At 61.4% G+C, this 20,635-nt stretch carries 15 protein-coding genes; 9 read left to right on the plus strand and 6 right to left on the minus strand.

Annotated features, from left to right (window positions below; translation table 11 throughout):
• Positions 1-14 precede the first annotated feature (14 nt).
• Positions 15-752, minus strand: a complete 738-nt coding sequence (locus BM194_RS04150; RefSeq protein WP_092844017.1) for an arginyltransferase — start codon at positions 750-752, stop codon at positions 15-17.
• Positions 749-1,465 carry a leucyl/phenylalanyl-tRNA--protein transferase gene (aat, locus tag BM194_RS04155; protein WP_092844019.1) on the minus strand — a complete coding sequence of 239 codons (717 nt, stop codon included), beginning with the start codon at positions 1,463-1,465 and terminating at the stop codon, positions 749-751. Before aat ends, BM194_RS04150 begins: the two co-directional genes overlap by 4 nt.
• Positions 1,466-1,687: 222 nt before the next feature.
• Between aat and BM194_RS04160 the strand changes: the two genes are divergently transcribed.
• Both BM194_RS04160 and lolA read left to right on the plus strand, forming a co-directional pair.
• Positions 1,688-5,083, plus strand: coding sequence for a DNA translocase FtsK (locus tag BM194_RS04160; RefSeq protein WP_244890872.1), 3,396 nt, complete (start codon positions 1,688-1,690; stop codon positions 5,081-5,083).
• 124 nt (positions 5,084-5,207) lie between these two features.
• Positions 5,208-5,840: an outer membrane lipoprotein periplasmic chaperone LolA gene (gene lolA, locus BM194_RS04165; protein WP_092844023.1), complete on the plus strand. Its 633-nt coding sequence runs from the start codon at positions 5,208-5,210 to the stop codon at positions 5,838-5,840.
• A gap of 73 nt (positions 5,841-5,913) precedes the next feature.
• Here lolA and BM194_RS04170 read toward each other — a convergent pair whose 3' ends face one another.
• Positions 5,914-7,251 (minus strand): replication-associated recombination protein A, encoded by a 1,338-nt coding sequence (locus BM194_RS04170; RefSeq protein ID WP_092844025.1) that lies wholly within the window; start codon positions 7,249-7,251, stop codon positions 5,914-5,916.
• Between the two features lie 321 nt (positions 7,252-7,572).
• On the opposite strand from BM194_RS04170, the gene BM194_RS04175 reads away from it, so the two are divergent.
• A complete protein-coding gene (locus BM194_RS04175; RefSeq protein ID WP_092844324.1) occupies positions 7,573-8,118 on the plus strand; it encodes a hemerythrin domain-containing protein in 546 nt (181 codons plus the stop codon).
• 49 nt (positions 8,119-8,167) lie between these two features.
• Here the strand turns inward: BM194_RS04175 and BM194_RS04180 are convergent, their stop codons facing one another.
• Both BM194_RS04180 and BM194_RS04185 read right to left on the minus strand, forming a co-directional pair.
• Positions 8,168-9,427 carry a Y-family DNA polymerase gene (locus tag BM194_RS04180; RefSeq protein WP_092844027.1) on the minus strand — a complete coding sequence of 420 codons (1,260 nt, stop codon included), beginning with the start codon at positions 9,425-9,427 and terminating at the stop codon, positions 8,168-8,170.
• 8 nt (positions 9,428-9,435) lie between these two features.
• Positions 9,436-9,870, minus strand: a complete 435-nt coding sequence (locus BM194_RS04185) for a LexA family protein (protein ID WP_092844029.1) — start codon at positions 9,868-9,870, stop codon at positions 9,436-9,438.
• Positions 9,871-9,999: 129 nt separating this feature from the next.
• Here BM194_RS04185 and BM194_RS04190 point away from each other — a divergent pair, with 129 nt between their 5' ends.
• The 6 genes from BM194_RS04190 to BM194_RS04215 all read left to right on the plus strand — a co-directional run bounded on the left by BM194_RS04190 (position 10,000) and on the right by BM194_RS04215 (position 20,198).
• Positions 10,000-10,893 carry a LysR family transcriptional regulator gene (locus BM194_RS04190; protein WP_092844031.1) on the plus strand — a complete coding sequence of 298 codons (894 nt, stop codon included), beginning with the start codon at positions 10,000-10,002 and terminating at the stop codon, positions 10,891-10,893.
• Positions 10,890-11,687 carry a glutamate racemase gene (murI, locus tag BM194_RS04195; protein WP_092844033.1) on the plus strand — a complete coding sequence of 266 codons (798 nt, stop codon included), beginning with the start codon at positions 10,890-10,892 and terminating at the stop codon, positions 11,685-11,687. The genes BM194_RS04190 and murI overlap by 4 nt, the downstream gene beginning before the upstream one ends.
• Positions 11,688-11,726: 39 nt before the next feature.
• Complete coding sequence (gene trmA / locus BM194_RS04200; protein WP_092844035.1) at positions 11,727-12,833, plus strand: tRNA (uridine(54)-C5)-methyltransferase TrmA; 1,107 nt, start codon at positions 11,727-11,729, stop codon at positions 12,831-12,833.
• Between the two features lie 206 nt (positions 12,834-13,039).
• A complete protein-coding gene (locus BM194_RS04205) occupies positions 13,040-17,878 on the plus strand; it encodes an NAD-glutamate dehydrogenase (protein WP_092844037.1) in 4,839 nt (1,612 codons plus the stop codon).
• A gap of 161 nt (positions 17,879-18,039) precedes the next feature.
• Entirely contained in the window at positions 18,040-19,065 is a 1,026-nt protein-coding gene (locus BM194_RS04210; protein WP_092844039.1) for a hypothetical protein, read from the plus strand.
• 119 nt (positions 19,066-19,184) lie between these two features.
• The gene (locus BM194_RS04215) at positions 19,185-20,198 is read left to right on the plus strand and encodes a quinone-dependent dihydroorotate dehydrogenase (protein WP_092844041.1); all 1,014 of its coding nucleotides are present in this window, start codon (positions 19,185-19,187) and stop codon (positions 20,196-20,198) included.
• A gap of 117 nt (positions 20,199-20,315) precedes the next feature.
• On the opposite strand, the gene rmf is transcribed toward BM194_RS04215, so the two are convergent.
• On the minus strand, positions 20,316-20,522 hold the full coding sequence (gene rmf / locus BM194_RS04220; RefSeq protein WP_019016705.1) for a ribosome modulation factor: 207 nt from the start codon (positions 20,520-20,522) through the stop codon (positions 20,316-20,318).
• Between the last annotated feature and the right edge of the window lie 113 nt (positions 20,523-20,635).

The following is a 20,635-nucleotide window of genomic DNA, read 5'->3' on the forward strand; positions in this document are numbered from 1 at the left end:
CAAAAAGCGCGGAATCAGAGAGGAATCGCACGGCGCCAATGACGCCCATCAAGGTATTCGAGCGGCTGGAACGTTCGCTTGTAGTTCATCTTGCGCGATTCGCGAATCCAGTAACCGAGATAAACGTGGGGCAGGCCGAGTTCACGGGCCATCTCGACCTGACGCAGGACGGCATAGACCCCAAGTGAGCGGCGTTCGAGTTCGGGGTCGGGATCGAAGAAGGTGTAGATCGCCGACAGGCCATGGCTGAGATGGTCGATGGCTGCGACCGCCAGCAACCGCTCATTGCGACGAAATTCCAGTAGCCGGGCGTAGGGATGGTCGAGCGTCAGGAACGTACGGTACTGCTCATGGCTTGGAGGGTACATGTCGCCATCGGCATGACGTGTGCGAATGTAGCGCGCATAAAGCTCGTAATGCTCGGCATCGAAGAACGCAGGCCGCTCATGCATGGTCAGATCATCGTTGCGGCGCAGGAGCTTGCGTTGCGTACGATTGGGTGAGAAGTCCTCGACGGGAATGCGCACCGAGATGCAGGCGCTGCATCCCTCGCAATGGGGCCGGTAGAGGTGGCGGCCGCTGCGGCGAAAGCCAAGGAGTGCCAAGGCATCATAGACATTTTGTCCCGGAGACTCTTGCGGATCCAAAAACAGCGTGGTTGCCTCTCGCTCGGGCAGGTAACTACAGGCATGAGGCACTGTCAGGAAGAAGCGCAGGTCCCGCGCCGGCTGTTGCGGAGCGCTACTGCTCACGTTGGGTTATCCTCCCGGGTCGCTGGCAAGGTGGCATCCATGTCCCAGCCTGGAGACGGCTGATCTACATATGTCTCAAGATAGTCGATGAAGTCGCTGCGGGCGATGTCCCTGGCGCCAAGGCTGACAAGGTGCGGGGTATGCATCTGGCAATCGATCAGGCCGCCGCCGGTGGCTTGCATGTGCCTGGCCAGATGCACCAAGGCCACCTTGGAGGCATCGCTTTCGAGACTGAACATCGATTCGCCGAAGAACATCCGGCCCAGAGCCACGCCATAAAGGCCACCTACCAGACGACGATTGCGCCAGACTTCGACGGAGTGCGCATGGCCCATCTTGTGCAACTGGCCGTAGGCCTGCTGCATGGGACGGGTAATCCAGGTGCCTTCGGCATCGGCGCGACTGCTGGCGCATGCCTCGATGACGGCGTTGAAATCCCGGTCGAAGGTCGTCTGGAAACCGGCGTTGCGCAGGCGCTTGGCGAGGCTGCGTCGCACGCGGATCTCGTTAGGAAACAGGACCAGGCGAGGATCGGGGCTCCACCACAGGATGGGTTGGTCCTCCGAATACCACGGGAAGATACCGCGTCGATAGGCTGCTAGCAGCCAGTCCGGGGTCAGCGCGCCACCGGCGGCCAACAGGCCATCTGGCTCGTCGAGCGCCGTTTCCAGGGGCGGAAAGATCACGGGATGGGAAAGGAGCCAGGGCAGCATGGGCACGCGGTGGTCGGCTGTTGGAAATGTCGTTCAGTCTGCCGGCCTTTCCAGGTGATCTCAATGCCTGCCATGCCATGAAGTGATCGTATGCTAACCCCTGTGCCACGCGGTTCAGGCTCGGTATGATGTCCTCCTTGAAAAGGATAAATCCATGTTCGTCCGTGGCTCATGTCAAGAGTACTTATTTTTCGCGAACATGGTAGTGAAGGGGGGAGTCATTTGAGCACCAAGAAGAAACCGGTGAATCGTCGTGCCAAGGCGACCCAGGCCAAGGAGAAAGCCCGTCGCTTCGGGCTTCGCCTGCAAGGAGCCACTCGTGAGGGCGCGGTGATCTTGCTGCTCGCTGCGTGCGTGTTCCTGCTATTGGCCTTGTTCAGCTATACGCCTCAGGACCCGGGCTGGTCCCATAGTGGCCCGGAGCAGGGCGTCTCCAATTGGATGGGACGTATCGGGGCCTGGTTGTCCGATGTCCTGTATTCCCTGTTCGGTGCCAGTGCACTGTGGTGGCCCGGCATGCTGGGCTTTGCCGCTTGGCGCCTGATGCGGACACGTGAAATCCGTCTGGAGTGGGATGCCACGGCATTGGCTGTGCGTGCCGGGGGCTTGGTTCTGCTGCTACTGGCAACGACTTGTCTGGGCGCCCTGCACTTCTATAACCCGCAAAGCGACTTGCCGTATTCGTCTGGGGGCATACTTGGCGAAGGCCTGGCCAACGCGCTGACACCATTGGTTGGTATGCGGGGGACTACCCTGCTGGCATTGGCCGCCTTCCTGTGTGGGTTTCCCCTGTTCAGCGGCATGTCATGGCTGACTGTCATGGACGAGATTGGCCTACGGGTCCAGCGCAGCCTGGGTTGGATGGCGCGCCAGTTCGGTGGCGCACGCGATCAACTTACGACACGACGCGACGCCAGGGCAGAGGATGAGCAGCAAGTCGCAAAAGAGACCGAGACAGATGAAGACGAGGGCCTGTCGGAGCCGTTGCCTTGGTGGAAGCGCTGGTTGGGAAGAGGGCGTTCTCCCGAACTGGAGCGCTGGGAGGCAGAGCCGGCCCTGGCGGGTGGCCATCGGCTCGAACCCCAGTTGCATGAATACGAGGAGGAGCGGGCATTTTCGGAGCAGCGCGATCCCCTGCGTGCCGAGCGCGATACCAGTATCCCCTGGGACGTGCCCGAACGCACACCGTCGGCCAAACAGCCCGGTGCTGCCTATGCCGCTCAGGAGGCCCGTGTCCAGGCGGCAGTCAGTGCTGATCAGACTGCGCCTGCTACAGCCGAACGGAAGCAGCAAGCGGCGCCCGAAGCGGAAAAGCCACGCTCGTCGCCACACGCGGATGTAACGCGGCGTCGCTTTATCGAGCCTGAAAATGACGAGGGCAACGCTGAAGCGGCGTCGGCGACGCGCGCCATGCATGCACCGGCCGAGCCGATTCTGCCTGATGACGATGAGCCCGAGATACCGGCCAGCTTGGCGCGTCCCATCGCCGCCGAACCCCGGGAGCGCCAGCCGACTGCCCCCGTGTCGTCTCCTCGGCCGGCAAGCGAACCAGAACCTTCTCGCCGGGAAGCACCACAGGCCTCCCGATCCCCCTCGGAGCCAATCGGGCAAGCACCGCATGCATCGGGTGAGGAAACTTCCCATAGTGAAGAGGCCTTGTCTGACAGTGATCGCGGCCAGGCACGGCGCGAGCCCGTCATGTCCGAAGATGCCATGTCTGCCACCGAGGGCGAGACCCAACCTCGTCGAACGGCGCCGGCCATTGGCTGGGACGATTGGGATGACACGGAAGCGGACGACGAACAGCCGCCTGTGCGTGAGCCGCGTATCAGCTGGAATGATGCCATCGCGAGTGACAGTGCAGAGGCGCCTTCTTCCCGTACAGACATGCCGAGCATGGACTCCGAGCCTGAGCCGTTCGGAGACGAAAGCACTGCGCCCCAGACTGATGAAGCGCCTTTCGATGCACAGGAAACACCGGGTGAATCGCCGCGACAGGCCACAGCAGAACAAGCCCGAGAGGCTGCCAGCGATCCCGATGGCCCTACGCTGTGGACGGTTGAGCATCTGCAGAGCCAGCGGCCGGTGATGGACGACCTTCCCGAGCCGATGGGCAAGCTGCCATCATTGCGCCTGCTGACGCCGCCCGATCCGGCGCAGCCCAACTATACGCCGCAGCAACTCGCCGACATGGCCGAGCTGCTCGAGGTCCGGTTGCGTGAATACGGGGTCAAGGCCGAGGTCGTCGAAACCTGGCCAGGGCCGGTGATCACGCGCTTCGAGATCAAGCCGGCGGCAGGGGTCAAGGTGTCCAAGATCAGTAACCTGGCCAAGGACCTGGCGCGTTCGCTGATGGTCAAGAGCGTACGTGTGGTCGAGGTGATCCCCGGGCGTCCCACCGTGGGTATCGAGATCCCCAACCCCAACCGGGCCATGATCCGCCTGCGCGAAGTCGTCGACTCCGATGCCTACCAGCAGGCTGGGTCGACACTGACCCTGGCGCTGGGCCACGATATCGGCGGCGCGCCGGTGGTGGCCAATCTCGGCAAGATGCCTCACTTGTTGGTGGCCGGGACGACCGGCTCGGGCAAGTCGGTGGGCGTCAACGGGATGCTCATCTCGATGCTGCTCAAGGCAACCCCCGAAGAAGTGCGCATGATCATGGTCGACCCCAAGATGCTCGAGCTATCGGTCTACGATGGTATTCCGCATCTGTTGGCGCCGGTGGTCACCGACATGAAGGAAGCCGCCAACGCATTGCGCTGGTGTGTTGCCGAAATGGAGCGTCGCTACAAGCTGATGGCGGCCATGGGGGTACGCAACATTGCCGGCTTCAACGCCAAGCTCGACGAGGCCGAGCGGGCAGGCGCCCAAGTGGCCGACCCGTTATGGGAGCCGCAGCCCTGGCAGATGCACGAGCAACCGCCGGTCCTCGAGAAGTTGCCCTACATCGTGGTGGTGATCGACGAATTCGCCGACATGTTCATGATCGTTGGCAAGAAGGTCGAGGAACTCATTGCCCGCCTGGCCCAGAAGGCGCGTGCTGCGGGTATCCACCTGATCCTCGCCACGCAGCGCCCGTCGGTGGATGTGGTGACCGGCCTGATCAAGGCCAACATTCCCACGCGCATGGCCTTCCAGGTGTCGTCCAAGGTCGATTCGCGCACGATTCTCGACCAGGGGGGCGCCGAGAACCTGCTGGGGCACGGCGATATGCTCTATCTCCCGGCCGGTTCGGGCATGCCGACCCGCGTGCATGGAGCCTTCGTCGACGATGACGAGGTTCATCGCGTGGTGGAAGACTGGAAACGTCGCGGCGAGCCGGAGTACATCGAGGAAATCCTCTCGGGTGGAGTTTCCGCCGATGCCCTGACCGGGCTCGAGGCCGAAGGCGGTGGCGATGGCGACGATGCCGAGCAGGATGCACTCTACGATGAAGCGGTGATGTTCGTCACCGAATCGCGGCGCGCTTCCATTTCCGCTGTACAGCGCCGTTTCAAGATCGGCTATAACCGGGCGGCGCGTCTGGTCGAGTCCATGGAAGTGGCGGGTGTCGTATCGTCGATGGGAACCAATGGCAGCCGTGAAGTACTAGCGCCTCCTCCCGTGGGTGACTGACGCGGCGCATTATGCAGACAATGAGGAAATCCGCGGCGTCGTGCAGTCATCGGCGAGGCGCTGCGGTCCATGGTCTAGCGGAACGTGAATACGTCCGCCGACCGGAGTGAACCAAGGAGAAGGCATGAAACTGATGAAGAGCCTGGCTGTCATGGGGGCAGCGTTGATGATGCCCATGCTGGCCAATGCCGATGAACAGGCAGCCGAGCGCCTGACCCATCTGCTCGAACCGCTTAAGACCTATTCCGCCGATTTCGACCAGCAGATCCTCGATGGTTCCGGCCAGCGCCTGCAGGAGGCCCGCGGTCATATCTGGCTGTCACGCCCCGGTCAGTTTCGCTGGGAAGTCGAAGCCCCGTATCGTCAGGTCGTGGTGTCCGACGGGCAGAACGTGTTTCTCCACGATCCCGACCTCGAGCAGGTGACTATCCAGCCCCTCGATACGCGCGTTACCCACACGCCGGCACTGCTGCTTTCCGGCAAGGCCAGTGCACTGACCGAAAACTATGATGTGTCGCGCCAGCAACAGGGCACGACGGAAACTTTCACGCTGTTGCCCAAGTCGCCCGACACCCTGTTCGAAGATCTCAAGCTGACCTTCCGTTCCGAGGCATTGCGAGGGTTGCAGATGAGCGACAGCACCGGGCAGCGTACGGCCATTGCCTTTTCCGATGTCGAGGCCAATGCGCCCATTGAATCATCCCGGTTCGACTTCCAGGTGCCCGAGGGGGCCGATGTGATCCAGGAAGCCCATTGAGCCCAGATCCCACCCGACCAAGCCCCGGTGAGCCATTCAGCCGCTTCCCGGGGCTTTTTGCTGCCTGGCTCATTCACTCGGGCTGGCGATCGGCCTGGGCATCCAGTTCAGCGCGGTAATCGAGCATCTGCTTGAAGCGTTTTTCCTGTCCCTGTTCGCTGGGGATGAAGAAGCGGGTATGAGGGACAGTGTCGGGCCAGCAGTCATGGGCGCTGCCCGCCGGATAGCCGTTGGGCTCGTTGTGCGCATAGCGATAACCCTCTCCGTGCCCCAGCGAGGCCATCAGCCGGGTCGGTGCGTTGCGCAGGTAGGTAGGCACCTCGATATCGGGATGCTCGGCCACAAACCCCTTGGCACGCTTCCAGGCCTGATCGATGGCATTGCTCTTGGGAGCCACGGCCAGGTGAATCGCGGCGTGAGCGATGGCCCGCTGGCCCTCGTAGTCGCCGAGCCGCAGGTAGGCATCCCAGGCAGCCATCACCAGTGGCAGGGCGCGTGGCTCGGCATTGCCGACGTCCTCCGAGGCGATGGCTGCCAGGCGACGGATGACATCCAGCGGATCTCCACCACCTTGCATGAACTGCGCCATGTAAAGCAGGGCTGCATCGGGTCGCGATGAGCGTACCGACTTGTGAATTGCCGACAGCAGGTCATAGTAGTGGTCGCCCTGCTTGTCGAACGCGCTGGCCTGGTGGCCGATCACTTCGGCCAGGGCATCCTTGGCCAGGCGCTCCAGGCCCTGTTCCTCCACGGTAAAGTCGCAAGCCGTCTCGAGCAGCCCCAGGGCGCGGCGGGCGTCGCCGCTGCTTGCCCGCGCGAGAATGGCCAGCACATCGTCATCCACTTGGATATTGCGCCGGCCCAGGCCGCGGTCAGGGTCCTGCAGTGCATGCCGCATCACATCGGTCAGCTCGGCCTCGTCGAGTTTCTTGAGCACATAGACCCGGGCCCGCGACAGCAAGGCCGAATTGACCTCGAACGAGGGGTTCTCGGTCGTGGCACCGATCAGGGTCAGCAGCCCCGATTCTACATGGGGCAGCAGCGCATCCTGTTGGCTCTTGTTGAGACGGTGTATTTCGTCGAGGAACAGCACGGTAGGGCGTTGTTGCGCCTGGGCGGCCCTGGCGCGCTCCACGGCGGCGCGGATGTCCTTGACGCCGGCCATGACGGCCGACAGGTGTTCCAGCTGGGCGTCCGAAGCGGCGGCCAGAATCTCGGCCAGGGTCGTCTTGCCCACGCCGGGCGGGCCCCAGAGGATCATGGACCGAAGCGTGCCGCTCTCGGCCATGCGGCGTAGCGGCTTGCCGGGGCCGACCAGGGCCTGTTGGCCGATATAGTCATCAAGGCGCCGTGGGCGCATGCGAAATGCCAAGGGAGCGCTGTCCTGCGAGGCATGGCTGAACAAGTCCATGAAAGCCGCCGATGCTAGGGTTGGGGTCGATAAGGTTGTATTACCGCAACGATACCATGCGTGTGCAGTGGTCAGGGGGCGCGTCGCTGTCTTTCGCGTTTTCAACGAGCGTAAACTCGTCATACCCACTAGGGTAAACATTCAGGCTCATGTAACGGATTATGGCCATGCCGGCCTATCTCATCATCCAGCCAAGGCGCCGATGAGAAGCAGGGAGCAATTGCCTGAAAAACGTCAATTTGCGTTGTCGCCTAAACTGTCATCAGCGTGGCGGTATCTTAATGTCGGCCCACGTAAGCAGAGGAGACTCCTACCATGCCCATGCTCACTCAACTGCGCCAGGATCATGCCAACATGGCGCGGCTGTTGCACGTGCTCGCGCTCAAGCACAAAACGCTGGACCATGGCGAGCGTCCCGACTTTCAACTCATCCGTGAAGTCGTGGACTTCATCCTCGATTACATGACCGGCTTTACCGTGCCGCTGGAGCGTATCAGCAGTCAGCAGTTGCTGACCAAGGTTCCCGAAGCCAGCGAACTCGGAGCGCGTCTCGCCGAGGATTACGTGGCGCTGAATGAGCGCCTGGCCTGCCTCTCCCAGGACATCGATATGATTCTCATGGATGCCGTCGTGCCCATGGACCGTTTCGCCAATGACCTGCAAGCCTATCTCGAGGCGCACCGTGCCTATCTGCGCGCCGAACGTGAGGAACTCTTTCCGCTCATGCGCGAGCATCTTGATGAGGAGGAGCTCCAGCTACTGGCCGACGCCCTGCCCGAAGGTGCCCAGGCCGAACTGGAACGTCTCCAGGAGGCCTACCCTGAGCTATACGCCGAATTTCGTGACGCGCCTTCTCCCTTTGCCTGAATCTGAATTGTGGCAGGACTGACGGGCCGGGCCTGCAGGGGCCGGCCCGTCAGGTCGATACCTGCGGCAGTTCATCCCACCGGGTCGTGTAACATGGCGAGCGATACCGGCTGTTCATCGGCCATGTGGCGTTGTCGTAGCGCAATCCCAGTGTGAGTGAATCGCGGCCATACCGCTGTCTGATGGCATCCCAGGCAAGCATCAGCGCTTCCTGTCGGGCGGGCTCGTGCCCCTCGAACAGCGAGGCCTGGCTGCCATGGCGCGGGGACAGGTCGGCCAGCATGACTCCCAGCTTCTGATAGGCGATACCGGGACGCCACAGGTCCGCCAGGAGTCGTTGGGCATGGTGGTTGAGCCGCAAGGTGTCGGCACTGGGGAAGGGCAGCATCGTCCACAGGGAGTGCGATTGTTGCGGGCCAGTGTGATGAGGGTTGGTTCGCAGGAATACCCCGATGGCACTGGCCAGCATATCGTCACGACGCAGCTTTTCCCCGGCACGCTGGCAGTGGTGGCGTAGTGCGTCGCTCAGTTGTTGGCGATCGTTGATCAGCCGGCCGAACGAACGTGAACAGAGAATGCTGCGCCGTGGCGTAGCCAATTCGTGGGCTTCCAGGCAGGGTGTGCCGCGCAGTTCGCGAGCCGTGCGGGCCACTACCACGCTGAAGCGCATGCGCAGTAGGGCTTCAGGCGTTTCGCGAAGCGCGGCGGCGTTGTCGATCCCCAGGCTGGCCAGTTTCAGGGCGAGACGACTACCGATGCCCCACACAGCCTTGAGCGGGAGTTGGTGCAGATACCGGCTGAGTTCGGGCGCCTGCGCATCCGGCCACAGGCAGAACTGGGAATGGCCTGGCATGCCCTTGGCGCGGCGATTGGCCAGTTTGGCCAGGGTACGTGTCGGGGCGATACCCAAAGAGACGGGCAGGCCAACCTCGCGCTCCACCGCTTGAACGAGACTGCGTCCCAGAACGTCAAGGTCGCCGCCGATACCCCGCAGGTCAAGAAAGCACTCATCGATGGAATAAGGCTCGAGAGCAGGCACGCGTGCTGCCAGGACCTGTTGAACACGGCTGGAAAGGTCGCCGTAGAGGGCGTAGTTCGAGGATCTGAGCACGATTCTGCGCCGTTGTCCTGACGGTATCTGGTGCACTGGCATACCCATGGTGATACCCAGCGCCTTGAGTTCCTCGGAGCGTGCAATGACACAGCCATCGTTGTTCGACAATACGCCGACCGGCACGCCCTCCAGGCCAGGTTCGAACAGACGTTCACAACTGACGAAGAAATTGTTGCAGTCGATCAGCGCGTACATGGCAGCACTCAACGGCGAAAGGCATGAATGACATGACAGACCGGGCCCCAGATGCGGTGATCGTGCTCGCCGTCCAGGGGAACCCGGGCCAGGCGGCTGTCTTCGCCCTGAAGCCAGAAGCGACCGGCATGGCTATCCAGGCGCTGCAGGCTCAGGCTGCCGTCGATGGTGGCTACGACCCAGTCGCCGGCCCGGGGGGATAGTGCCCGGTCGATGATCAACAGGTCCTTGTCATGGAAGCCGGCCTGGACCAGGCCATGCCCACTGACACGCATGAAGAAGGTCGAGGCGGGGTGGGGCACCAGGTAGCGATCGAGATCCAGAGGGAATTCACGATAATCGTCGGCGGGGGATGGAAAGCCACTCGCTCCGCGTAGCTCGGGACTGGGAGCCAGAAGTGAGGTGCTTCTGGGGGATGCGTAAGCGAAGCGGCTGACGTTCATGGGTATGCCTCCTTGGGTAATGGTATGGATACTGTAAAAATAACCAGTATTTGAAGGGGCGACAAGGGTCGGGCCTGTTGGGCGTCGGTCAGGTAGAATGCGCACCAAGTAGTGTGGTGAGGAATCGGGATGGACCGGCTTCAGGCAATGCAGACCTTTCGTGCGGTGGTCGAGGCCGGCAGCTTCGCGGGCGGCGCCCGGCGTCTGGGGCTATCCAATGCGATGGTCAGCAAGCAGGTGGCGCGCCTGGAAGAGCAACTAGGTGTCAGGCTGCTGGCCCGAACGACTCGTCGCCTGCACCTGACGGCCGAAGGAGAGCGTTACCTGCGCGGAGCCGCACGCCTGCTCGACGAACTGCAGGAACTGGAAGCGGGGCTGGGCGAACAGCGCGGCGAGATTCGTGGCAAGGTGCGTCTCTCGGCGCCGCTGGATTTCGGTGTACGCGAGCTGATGCCGGCATTGCAGGCCTTCGAGCAGAAGCATCCGGCCGTGCGACTCGAGGTGGCGCTGGAAGACCGCCGTGTCGACCTGCTGGCCGAGGATTTCGACCTGGTGGTGCGCATCGGTGAACTCGAGGATTCGAGCCTGATTGCGCGCCGCCTGATGACCATGCCCATGCATGTCTATGCTTCGCCCGGCTACTTGGCGCGTTATGGCACGCCGGGTCACCCCGATGAGCTGCGCTCGCATCGCTGCCTGCATTACAGCCTGCAACGCGACGGGCCCAGTTGGACATTTCTCGTTGATGGCAAGCCCCAGCGTTATCGCTTCCAGCCGGTGATGACGTGCAACAACGGGCGGGCGCTGGCAGAAGCCGCATCGCGGGGCATGGGCCTGGTTTACAAGCCGGCCTTTCTGGGGGAGCCGGAAGTCGCCAGGGGGCGCCTGGTGCATGTCCTGGACGATTTCGTGACCCGGCCGCTCGGTGTGTACCTGCTGTATGCCGAGCGTGACCTCATGCCGGCGCGGCTGCAGGCACTGATTCACACGTTATGCGAGTACTTTGCCGAGGAGAAGGGATGAGCGGGCCGGTTCTCGTCTTCGATTCCGGGGTCGGCGGGTTGTCGGTTGCGGCCGCCATACGCCAGCGCCTGCCACAGGCCGCGCTGGCGTATGTCTGCGACAATGCCATGCTGCCCTATGGCACCAAGCCCGACGACTGGCTGGTGGGGCGTATTGTCGATGTGTGCCTTGCTGCCGTGGCAGCCTGTAGGGCCAGCACCCTGGTCGTGGCCTGCAATACGGCAAGTACGCTGGCCTTGCGTGAGTTGCGCGCCCGGCTGGAGATTCCCGTGGTGGGCACCGTGCCTGCCATCAAGCCGGCGGCAATGCTGACGCGTAGCGGCACGATCGGTTTGCTGGCGACCTCGGCCACCGTTCACCGCCCCTACACCGACGCCTTGATCCGTGACTTCGCGGCCCACTGCCAGGTGGTCAGGGTGGCTGCCGATGGCCTGGTTACCCTGGCTGAGCGCAAGCTGGCCGGACTGGAACTGGACGAAGCGATTCTGGCAGAGGAATTGGCGCCGCTCTGGAAGCGTCCCGAACTCGATACCGTGGTGTTGGGGTGTACGCACTTTCCGCTGCTGGTCGATCAATTGCGTGCGCAGGCGCCGCAACCGGTCGCCTGGATCGACTCGGGGGCGGCCATTGCACGTCGCGTCGCCAGCGTCGTTTCCGGCATGGGCCAGCCCTGCTCGACTGACCAAGCCTGGGCCACGGCACCCATGCCAGCACTCTCTGTCGCCCTGGCAAACTACGGTTTTGCCGCCCCGCAGTGGCTTGCCGTGGAATCCCTGCCGCATCTGCTGCGCTGATGCGCCTTTACCCCTTTTATCATCAAGCAAGGAGACTACGTGGCCATACCCGTTGTCGAACCTGAGCGTTATCAGGAGCAACTGGACGCCAAGCGCGATTTCCTGATCGAACGCTTCGCACCACTCGATGCCCCCGAACTCGAGGTATATGCCTCGCCACCCAGCCATTATCGGCAGCGGTGCGAGTTTCGCGTCTGGCATGAAGGCGATGATCTTTATTACGCGATGTTCGAGGTAGACCCCGAGGATCCCAAGAAGAAGACGGTCGTACGGCTCGATCAATACCCCGTGGCCAGTCGGCGCATCAATGAACTGATGCCACAGTTGCTCGATGCCGTACGGGATAATCCCGTGTTGCGACGCAAGCTGTTTCAGGTGGAATTCCTGACCACGCTCACCGGTGAAGCGCTGATCACGCTGATCTATCACCGCCCGCTGGGCGAGGACTGGGAAAGCGATGCGCGCTGGCTCCAGGCGCACCTGGGCGTTTCCATCATCGGCCGGGCCCGCAAGCAGCGCCTGATCCTGGAACGCGATCACGTCTGGGAGCGGCTCGAAGTGGACGGGCAGGTATTCACGTATCAGCAGGTCGAGAACAGCTTCACCCAGCCCAACGCATGCATCAACCAGGCCATGTTGCACTGGGCAAGGAACGTGACGGCTGATGGCCAGGCGCGGGATCTTGTCGAGCTGTACTGTGGCAATGGCAACTTCACCGTGGCGTTGGCCGAAAACTTCCGTCGCGTGTTGGCCACGGAGATTTCCCGGACCTCGGTGGCTTCAGCCAACGTCAATATCGAGGCCAACGGCATCGATAATGCCGTGGTGGGACGCATGTCCGCCGAGGAGTTCTCGCAGGCCCTGGCCGGGGAGAAGAGCGGACGCAGAGTGGCCGAGATGGCGCTGGACGACTACGATTTCTCCACGGTACTGGTCGATCCACCCCGTGCAGGGCTGGATCCACAAAGCTGTGAGCGTCTCAGGGAATATTCGCGCATCGTCTATATTTCCTGCAATCCGGCGACCTTGTTGGACAATCTGCAGCAGTTGCATGATACCCATGCCATCCGACGCTTCGCGCTATTCGATCAGTTCCCTTGGACGGACCACTGCGAATGCGGGGTGCTGCTCGAAAGACATGCCTGATGCGTGAGGGGGAGGCAGGATAGGCCAGAGTTGTCCTCTGTAACGAAAAGTCAAGAGGCAATGCGCAACTGATATGCTCCATGAAAGTTGGGGCATGATGATAGGGCTGTCCGGGGAGCTGGAGTACGCTCGCATAACGCGACACGCGAGTCGCGCCGATGAACATCCCACCGGTCACTGGTGACCGGGTGCAGCCGAGGTGATTGATGCAACACGTCGCAATCGATGGCAAACAGGAATTTCTTGCCCAGCTTCGCGAGCAACTCGCCAAGCGCCTTCCTCAGGAAAAAGTGAAGGCGATTGCAGCCTTCGCCGAGGATTTCTATGCCAGTGCACCTTTCGAGGATCTCGCCGAGCGCCATCTCGACGATATCTATGGTGCCACCCTGACCATCTGGCATTTCATGCAGCAGCACGACCCCAAATCGCCCAAGGTCGGGGTCTACAACCCGGATTTCGAGAAGCACGGTTGGCAATCTTCGCACACCGTGGTGGGCGTGCTGCAGCAGGACATGCCGTTTCTGGTCGACTCGGTGCGCATCGAACTCAATCGGCGCGGCATTACTGTACATGCCATTCACAATGCCGTGCTGGCCGTCGAGCGCGACCCGCAGCATCGACTCAAGCGTGTGACCCCGGTCAATGCCAAGCAGGCGCCCAAGACGCACGAGTCGGTCATCGTCATCGAGATCGATCGCCATTCCGATCCCGCCGTGCTCGAGGAACTGGAAAGCAGTATTCGCGACGTGCTTCGCGACGTGCGCACGGCGGTCGAGGATTTCGAGGCAATGCGCGATCAGGTCAGCGCGGCGCTCGAGGAACTCAAGGCATCGCGGCCATCCCAGATCGAAGCGGCCAATCACGAAGAGGCCATCGCTTTTCTCGAGTGGTTGAAAAGCGATAATTTCACTTTCCTTGGCTACGATGAGTACGAGGTCGTCAAGGAAGACGGTCAGGACCAGTTGCGTCACATCAAAGGCAGCGACCTGGGGGTGTTCAAGCTGGATCAGCCTCGCTACCGCGAGCGTATCCGCAACGACCTGGGCGTCGAGGGCGATCACTACGTGCTGGTGCCCGAACTGCTGTCGTTTGCCAAGAGTGCCTACCATTCTCGGGTACATCGCCCGGCCTATCCCGATTACATTTCCGTCGATCGCTACGATGCCGACGGCAATGTCATTGGCGAGAGACGCTTCCTGGGGTTGTATGCGGCGACGGTCTACAATGATTCACCGCGCCATATTCCGATCCTGCGCAAGAAAATCCAGGCCGTGATCCAGGCCACCGGCGTCGATCCGCGTGGTCATGATGGTCATCAATTGCGCCAGATCCTCAATGTCTACCCGCGCGACGACCTGTTCCAGATATCTACTGATGAGCTGATACGGACCGCGACGGGAATCCTCAATATTCGCGAGCGACGCCGGGTGCGTCTGTTCATTCGCGAGGACCGTTTCGGGCGTTTCTACTCGTGCCTGGTCTTTGTGCCACGCGACGTGTTCTCCACCGACCTGCGCGTGCGTATCCAGAACCTGCTCTGCGATGAGCTCGATGCCACGTTCGGCGATTTCAATACCTACCTCTCCGAGTCGGTGCTGGCGCGTATCCAGTTGATCCTGCGTTTCAATGGCGAGACGCCGGTGGATTACGACATCCGGCGGCTGGAGAAAAAGGTCGGCATGCTGGCCCGCAGTTGGCGAGACGACCTGCAGCATGCCATGGTCGAAGGCTTCGGCGAGGAACAGGCCAACCAGCTGATGGATCGCTACCGCGAGGCGTTCCCCGGGAGCTATCGCGACGATTTCTCGGCACGCACCGCCGTTTACGATCTGCATCACATTGGCGAGCTCGAGGAAGGTCAGGCGCTGGCACTGAGCCTGTATCGTCTGGTCGAGGAAGAAGAGGACGGCGTCAACCTCAAGCTGTTCCATGCCGACTGCCCGGTGCCGCTGTCCGACGTGTTGCCGGTCATGGAGAACCTCGGCCTGCGCGTGCTGGGAGAGCGACCCTATAACATTCATCGCGAGGACCGCGATTTCTGGGTTCACGATTTCGATCTGGAGCATCATTCCAACGAGATCGTCAATCTTCAGGAGATGCGTGACACGTTCATCGAGGCGTTCAAGCGTATCTGGGTTGGCGATGCCGAGAACGATCCGTTCAACCGCCTAGTGATCGGTGCCAACCTGACATGGCGCGAGGTCGCGCTGCTGCGTGCCTATGCCCGTTATCTCAAGCAGTTGCGCTTCGGGCTGTCACAGCTCTATATCGCCACCACGCTGGCCAGTTATCCGGAGATCACCCGCGAACTGGTGACCCTGTTCGAACTGCGTTTCGATCCCGACCAGCAGGGTCAGCAGAGCGAGATCGATGCTTGTCTGGAGCGTATTACCGGGCAACTAGACGCGGTGGCCAGCCTCAACGACGATCTGTTGCTGCGGCGTTATGTCGAGTTGATCCAGGCAACGCTGCGCACCAACTATTACCAGGCCGACGAGAGTGGCGATTACAAGGGCTATATTGCGATCAAGCTCGAGCCGGCCAAGATTCCCGACATGCCCAAGCCGCGGCCGAAATACGAAATATTCGTCTACTCGCCGCGTGTCGAAGGGGTGCACCTGCGGGGTGGCAAGGTCGCCCGTGGTGGGCTGCGCTGGTCTGATCGCCACGAGGACTTCCGGACTGAAATCCTTGGGCTGGTCAAGGCCCAGCAGGTCAAGAATGCGGTCATCGTGCCGGTGGGGGCCAAGGGCGGATTCATCTGCAAGCGCATGCCTGACACGACCGATCGCGATGCCATCCAGAAGGAAGGGATCGCCTGCTACCAGATATTCATTCGGGCATTACTCGATGTGACCGACAACCTCGCTGGGGGGGAAGTCGTCCCGCCCAAGGCAGTCGTGCGTCACGACGACGACGACCCCTACCTGGTGGTCGCTGCCGACAAGGGAACGGCTACTTTTTCCGATATCGCCAACGCGATTTCGCTCGAGTACGGTCACTGGCTGGGTGATGCCTTCGCCTCGGGTGGCGCCAACGGTTATGACCACAAGAAGATGGCCATCACCGCTCGTGGTGCCTGGGAGTCGGTAAAGCGCCATTTCCGCGAGTTGGGCGTCGACACCCAGCAGGACGAGTTTACGGTGCTGGGGGTTGGCGACATGGCCGGCGACGTGTTCGGCAATGGCATGCTGCTGTCGGACAAGATTCGCCTCGTCGGGGCGTTCAATCATCTGCATATCTTCATCGACCCCGAGCCCGACGCCGCTGCCTCGTTCAAGGAACGCAAGCGTCTCTTCGACCAGCCGCGCTCCAGTTGGGAGGAGTACGACAGCAGCTTGATTTCCGAAGGGGGAGGCATCTTCAAGCGTAGCGCCAAGTCGATCACCATCACGCCGCAGATGAAGCAGGTCTTTGGTATCGAGGCCGACAAGCTGTCTCCCAATGACCTTATCAATGCCATGCTCAAGGCAGAGGTCGACTTGATCTGGAACGGCGGGATCGGCACCTACGTCAAGTCTCGTGAGGAAACCCATGCCGATGTCGGAGACAAGGCCAACGATTCCCTGCGAGTGAATGGCGAGGAACTGCGCTGCCGTGTCGTCGGCGAAGGCGGTAACCTGGGGTTGACCCAGCGCGGGCGCATGGAGGCCGCACGCCAGGGCGTCCGGGTCAATACCGATTTCATCGATAACTCCGGCGGGGTTGATTGCTCCGACCACGAGGTCAACATCAAGATCCTGCTCGACGATGTGGTCAAGCGTGGCGACATGACCGACAAGCAGCGTAACCAGTTGCTGGCGGACATGACCGAGGAGGTCGCTGAGCTGGTGTTGCTGGACAACTACCGCCAGACCCAGGCGCTGTCATTGTCCCGGCGTCTGTCCCAGGATGGCCTGGGACCGTTCCGGCGTTTCATCAATGAACTCGAGGCGCATGGCCAGTTGGATCGCGAACTGGAGTTCCTGCCCAGTGACGAGATGCTGCTCGAGCGCTCCAATGCCGACGAGGGACTAACCCTGCCCGAACTGTCGGTACTCATCTCATATGCCAAGAGTACGTTGAAAAGCGACCTGATTGCCTCGGAGGTACCCGACGACCCGTATATCCAGACGCATCTCGAACGTGCCTTTCCCAAGGTGCTGGTCGAGCGTTTCCGCGATGAGATGTACGAGCACCGGCTGAAACGTGAGATCGCGGCGACCCAGATATCCAATGATCTGGTCGATCACATGGGCATCGTGTTCATGCGTCGCCTGATCGACTCCACGGGAGCAGGGCGTGCCGATATCACACGTGCCTATATCGTGGCCCGGGACAGTTTCAACCTCGACAGCCTGTGGCAACAGATCGAGGCGCTGGACAACAAGGTCGACAGTGAAATCCAGTACACCATGATGCAGGACCTGATGCGGTTGCTGCGCCGTGCGACGCGCTGGTTCCTGCGCCACCGCAGCAGCATGACGGTCAAGGAGAGCGTTGAACACTTCGCGCCGCGACTGACACAGCTTCAGGAGAGCATTGGTGACCACCTGCGGGGCGATGATCACGAAGCCTGGCAATCACGTTGCGAGGAGTTGACCGGGGCCGGCGTGCCCGAGGAACTGGCAAGGGTGATCGCGGCGACACGCAATCTCTATGGCGGGTTGGGAATCATCGAAGCCGCCAAGCAGGCCAACGAAAAAGTGCAGCGTGTTGCCGAGGTCTACTTCGAGATCGGGCATCGCCTGGAGTTGCCTTGGATGACCGAGCAGGTCAACGAGCTCAAGGTACGCGATGCCTGGCAGGCACAGGCCCGGGAGACCTTCCGTGACGATCTCGACCGCCAGCAGCTGGCGCTGACGGTCAGTGTGCTCAGCATGGAAGACAGTTCGCTGGATGTCGGGCCGCGTGTCGAGCAGTGGTTGTCGCGGCATTCGGAATTGCACAATCGTTGGTGTGGGTTGGTCAACGAAGTGCGGCATGGTGCCCAGGGCGGTTTCCCGCTGTTCGCCGTGGCCATCCGTGAGCTGGTCGATCTGGCCGAAAGTAACGGCGAAAGCTGATTTCGCAGCCAGAAGCTGTAAACCGCCCGGCGTGAGCCGGGCGGTTTGCGTTGTTAGCCTGGTCTCGCTTACCGTTCAAGGTTTAATGACATGACACGCCAGTCGGGGGCGCTCTGGTATGCTGTGCCACGACCGGTTAAACGCCATCGTAGAGAGACCCTATGAAACATCGCGTATTACCTATCATCGTGGCACTGGGATTGGCTGGCTCGGCATCACTGGCGATTGCCGATAGTCCCGCCCTGCAGCGTGCCCGCGAATCCGCTGACAAGGTTGACCTGAGCAAGTTCTTCACGTCTCGCACCGATGCACGCAGCCAAAGCTTTGGTTTTGGAGGCACGCACGAACATCCATTCACCGTCGACAAGGCAGGCCAATACGTCTTTACCAGCAGCACTCTACCGGGTGAGTCGAATGATTACCGCATTAATGCGGTCATTCTCGATGAGCAAGGCAACGCAGTGGCGCGTGGCGATGCGCTGGGCAAAAACGGTGGCCTACGCCTGGTGGAGCAGCTCGAGCCGGGGGATTACACCCTGCGAGTCACGGCGAACAAGTTCGGGACCGAGAGCACCGGTGGCAACAGCTACAACGTCGAAGTGGCTGGGCTGGACTCGCAAGGACGCCGGTTGAGCAGTGACCAGAGCGGCATCGATGGTGGCACCGGGATAAGCTTCGGCGGGCCGGGGCGCGATGGTCGTACCACGGCGTTCGTGAACAAGAACGATGCCGTTGCTGCCATCGCTGCGCCTCAAGTTACCCAGGAGACGCCAGCCAGCAAGGCCGCCGCGCCAGAAACGTCAACTGTCGCCCAGCCCGCGCAGTCCGCAAGCGAGCCAGCGCAGGAAGCCATGCCCAAGGCCTTTGATGAAATCGTCGCGGATATCGATATCCGAACCCGGGGGGAAGTATTGTCTTTCGACGTTGTCGAAGCGGGCACGGTTTCCGTCACCAGTTCCACCTTCGTGGGGAGCGAAACTGAATATCGTCTCGAAGCGAAAATTCTCGATGCGCAGGGCAACGTCGTGGCCAGTGACAAGGCGACCGGCTTCGAGGGCGACTTTGCCATTCGCACACGTCTGGAGCCGGGCCGTTACACCGTCTGGGTCAACGGCCAGAAGTTTGGTCGGGCCAACAGTGGTGTCAACAACTATACGCTGCGCATCCAGCAACTCGATACCCAGTAAGCGCCACAGTCGATAGCCCCACGTCCTGCCAGGCCCACGTACCTTCGTACGATGTGGATTAAGCCTGGCGGGGCGCTTGGGGTATACTCTCGGCGTTTTTCATTGATGCCGAGCTGCCCATGTACTCTCTTTTCCGCTCCCTGCTGTTCCGACTGGATGCCGAAACCGCCCATGGCGTATCTCTGTCCCTGCTGGATGGGGTGTATCGCTTGCGGCTTACCGGCATGCTGGGGGCAGAAGCCCGTGTTGCCGATCCCGTCGAGATCATGGGGCTTACGTTTCCCAATCGCGTCGGTCTGGCAGCGGGGCTGGACAAGAACGCCGATCACCTGGACGCCCTCGGCGCACTGGGATTCGGCTTCGTCGAGGTAGGAACAGTCACGCCCGAGCCACAAACGGGCAATCCCAAGCCACGCCTGTTCCGCTTGCCCGAGCGGGGCGCCATCATCAATCGCATGGGCTTCAACAATGCCGGTGTCGATCACTTGGTGCGCAACGTGCAGCGCAGCCGCTTCGATGGTGTCATCGGCATCAACATCGGCAAGAACCTGACCACACCGGTCGAGCGTGCCGTGGACGATTACCTGGCATGTCTCCGGCGAGTGCATGCGCATGCCCATTACGTGGCGGTGAATATTTCTTCCCCCAATACGCCGGGATTGAGAAACCTGCAATTTGGAGAGCATCTGGACCATCTGCTCGGTGCGCTGCGTGAAGAGTGTTCCAGGCTCGACCGGGAGACTGGGCGGCGTGTGCCGCTGGCAGTCAAGATTGCGCCGGACATGAATGACAACGAGACGGCACTGGTGGCCAAGGCATTGGCCGTCAATGGCATCGATGGCGTGATTGCCACCAACACCACCGTAGCCCGCGATGCGGTGGCGGGATTGCCGCATGCCGAGGAGCAGGGCGGGTTGTCGGGAAAACCTGTATTCGAACCGTCAAATGTCGTGATTCGTGCGCTTCGCCATCATCTGCCAACGATGCCGATCATCGGTGTAGGAGGCGTCGACAGCGGCGAGACAGCACGCGCCAAGCGCGATGCCGGGGCGGACCTGGTGCAATTGTATTCTGGCTTCATCTATCGCGGGCCGGCACTGGTGGCGGAATGTGCCAGGGCGCTCAAGGTTTGAGAAAAAACGCAGGAAGGCCCGCATCTCAGGCGGGCCTTGGAGAGTCATCATCCTTCACCGAGGCATGTGCCGGTGGCGGGAGAGCCGACAACCGGCATTACGGTGGGAGACGGATGGTCACATCACCATGGGGTTCTTGTGCAGTCCGGAGACACCGGTCATGCCGGCCCAATGATCCCCACGACCTTCACGCCAACCGCTCATCCAGTATTCTCGCAGATTCACGTCCTGACTGGGACAATCGTCACGGGAGCGACCAGTGATACCGGCCTTGTAGCCGTGAACATAAGCACGCTGGAAGCGATCACGTTTCTGTCGTTTCATCGGATGGCCTCTTTGAAGAACCGATTTTTTGGTATCGAGACTTTTGCGAAGACAAAAGACATCATGCAATACGCTTGGCGTCATTGCAGGTCGATTAGCCTCGCAAACCCACA

Origin of the sequence: Modicisalibacter xianhensis (assembly GCF_900113605.1) — a bacterium.
Lineage (GTDB): Bacteria > Pseudomonadota > Gammaproteobacteria > Pseudomonadales > Halomonadaceae > Modicisalibacter > Modicisalibacter xianhensis.

What these genes read in the sequence shown, in the direction of transcription:
- aat (WP_092844019.1), bottom strand. Translation starts at nt 1,465, where the DNA reads ATGCTGCCCTGGCTCCTTTCCCATCCCGTGATCTTTCCGCCCCTGGAA.
- lolA (WP_092844023.1), top strand. Translation starts at nt 5,208, where the DNA reads ATGAAACTGATGAAGAGCCTGGCTGTCATGGGGGCAGCGTTGATGATG.
- BM194_RS04170 (WP_092844025.1), bottom strand. Translation starts at nt 7,251, where the DNA reads ATGGACTTGTTCAGCCATGCCTCGCAGGACAGCGCTCCCTTGGCATTT.
- BM194_RS04175 (WP_092844324.1), top strand. Translation starts at nt 7,573, where the DNA reads ATGCTCACTCAACTGCGCCAGGATCATGCCAACATGGCGCGGCTGTTG.
- BM194_RS04180 (WP_092844027.1), bottom strand. Translation starts at nt 9,427, where the DNA reads ATGTACGCGCTGATCGACTGCAACAATTTCTTCGTCAGTTGTGAACGT.
- BM194_RS04185 (WP_092844029.1), bottom strand. Translation starts at nt 9,870, where the DNA reads ATGAACGTCAGCCGCTTCGCTTACGCATCCCCCAGAAGCACCTCACTT.
- BM194_RS04190 (WP_092844031.1), top strand. Translation starts at nt 10,000, where the DNA reads ATGGACCGGCTTCAGGCAATGCAGACCTTTCGTGCGGTGGTCGAGGCC.
- murI (WP_092844033.1), top strand. Translation starts at nt 10,890, where the DNA reads ATGAGCGGGCCGGTTCTCGTCTTCGATTCCGGGGTCGGCGGGTTGTCG.
- BM194_RS04205 (WP_092844037.1), top strand. Translation starts at nt 13,040, where the DNA reads ATGCAACACGTCGCAATCGATGGCAAACAGGAATTTCTTGCCCAGCTT.
- BM194_RS04210 (WP_092844039.1), top strand. Translation starts at nt 18,040, where the DNA reads ATGAAACATCGCGTATTACCTATCATCGTGGCACTGGGATTGGCTGGC.
- BM194_RS04215 (WP_092844041.1), top strand. Translation starts at nt 19,185, where the DNA reads ATGTACTCTCTTTTCCGCTCCCTGCTGTTCCGACTGGATGCCGAAACC.
- rmf (WP_019016705.1), bottom strand. Translation starts at nt 20,522, where the DNA reads ATGAAACGACAGAAACGTGATCGCTTCCAGCGTGCTTATGTTCACGGC.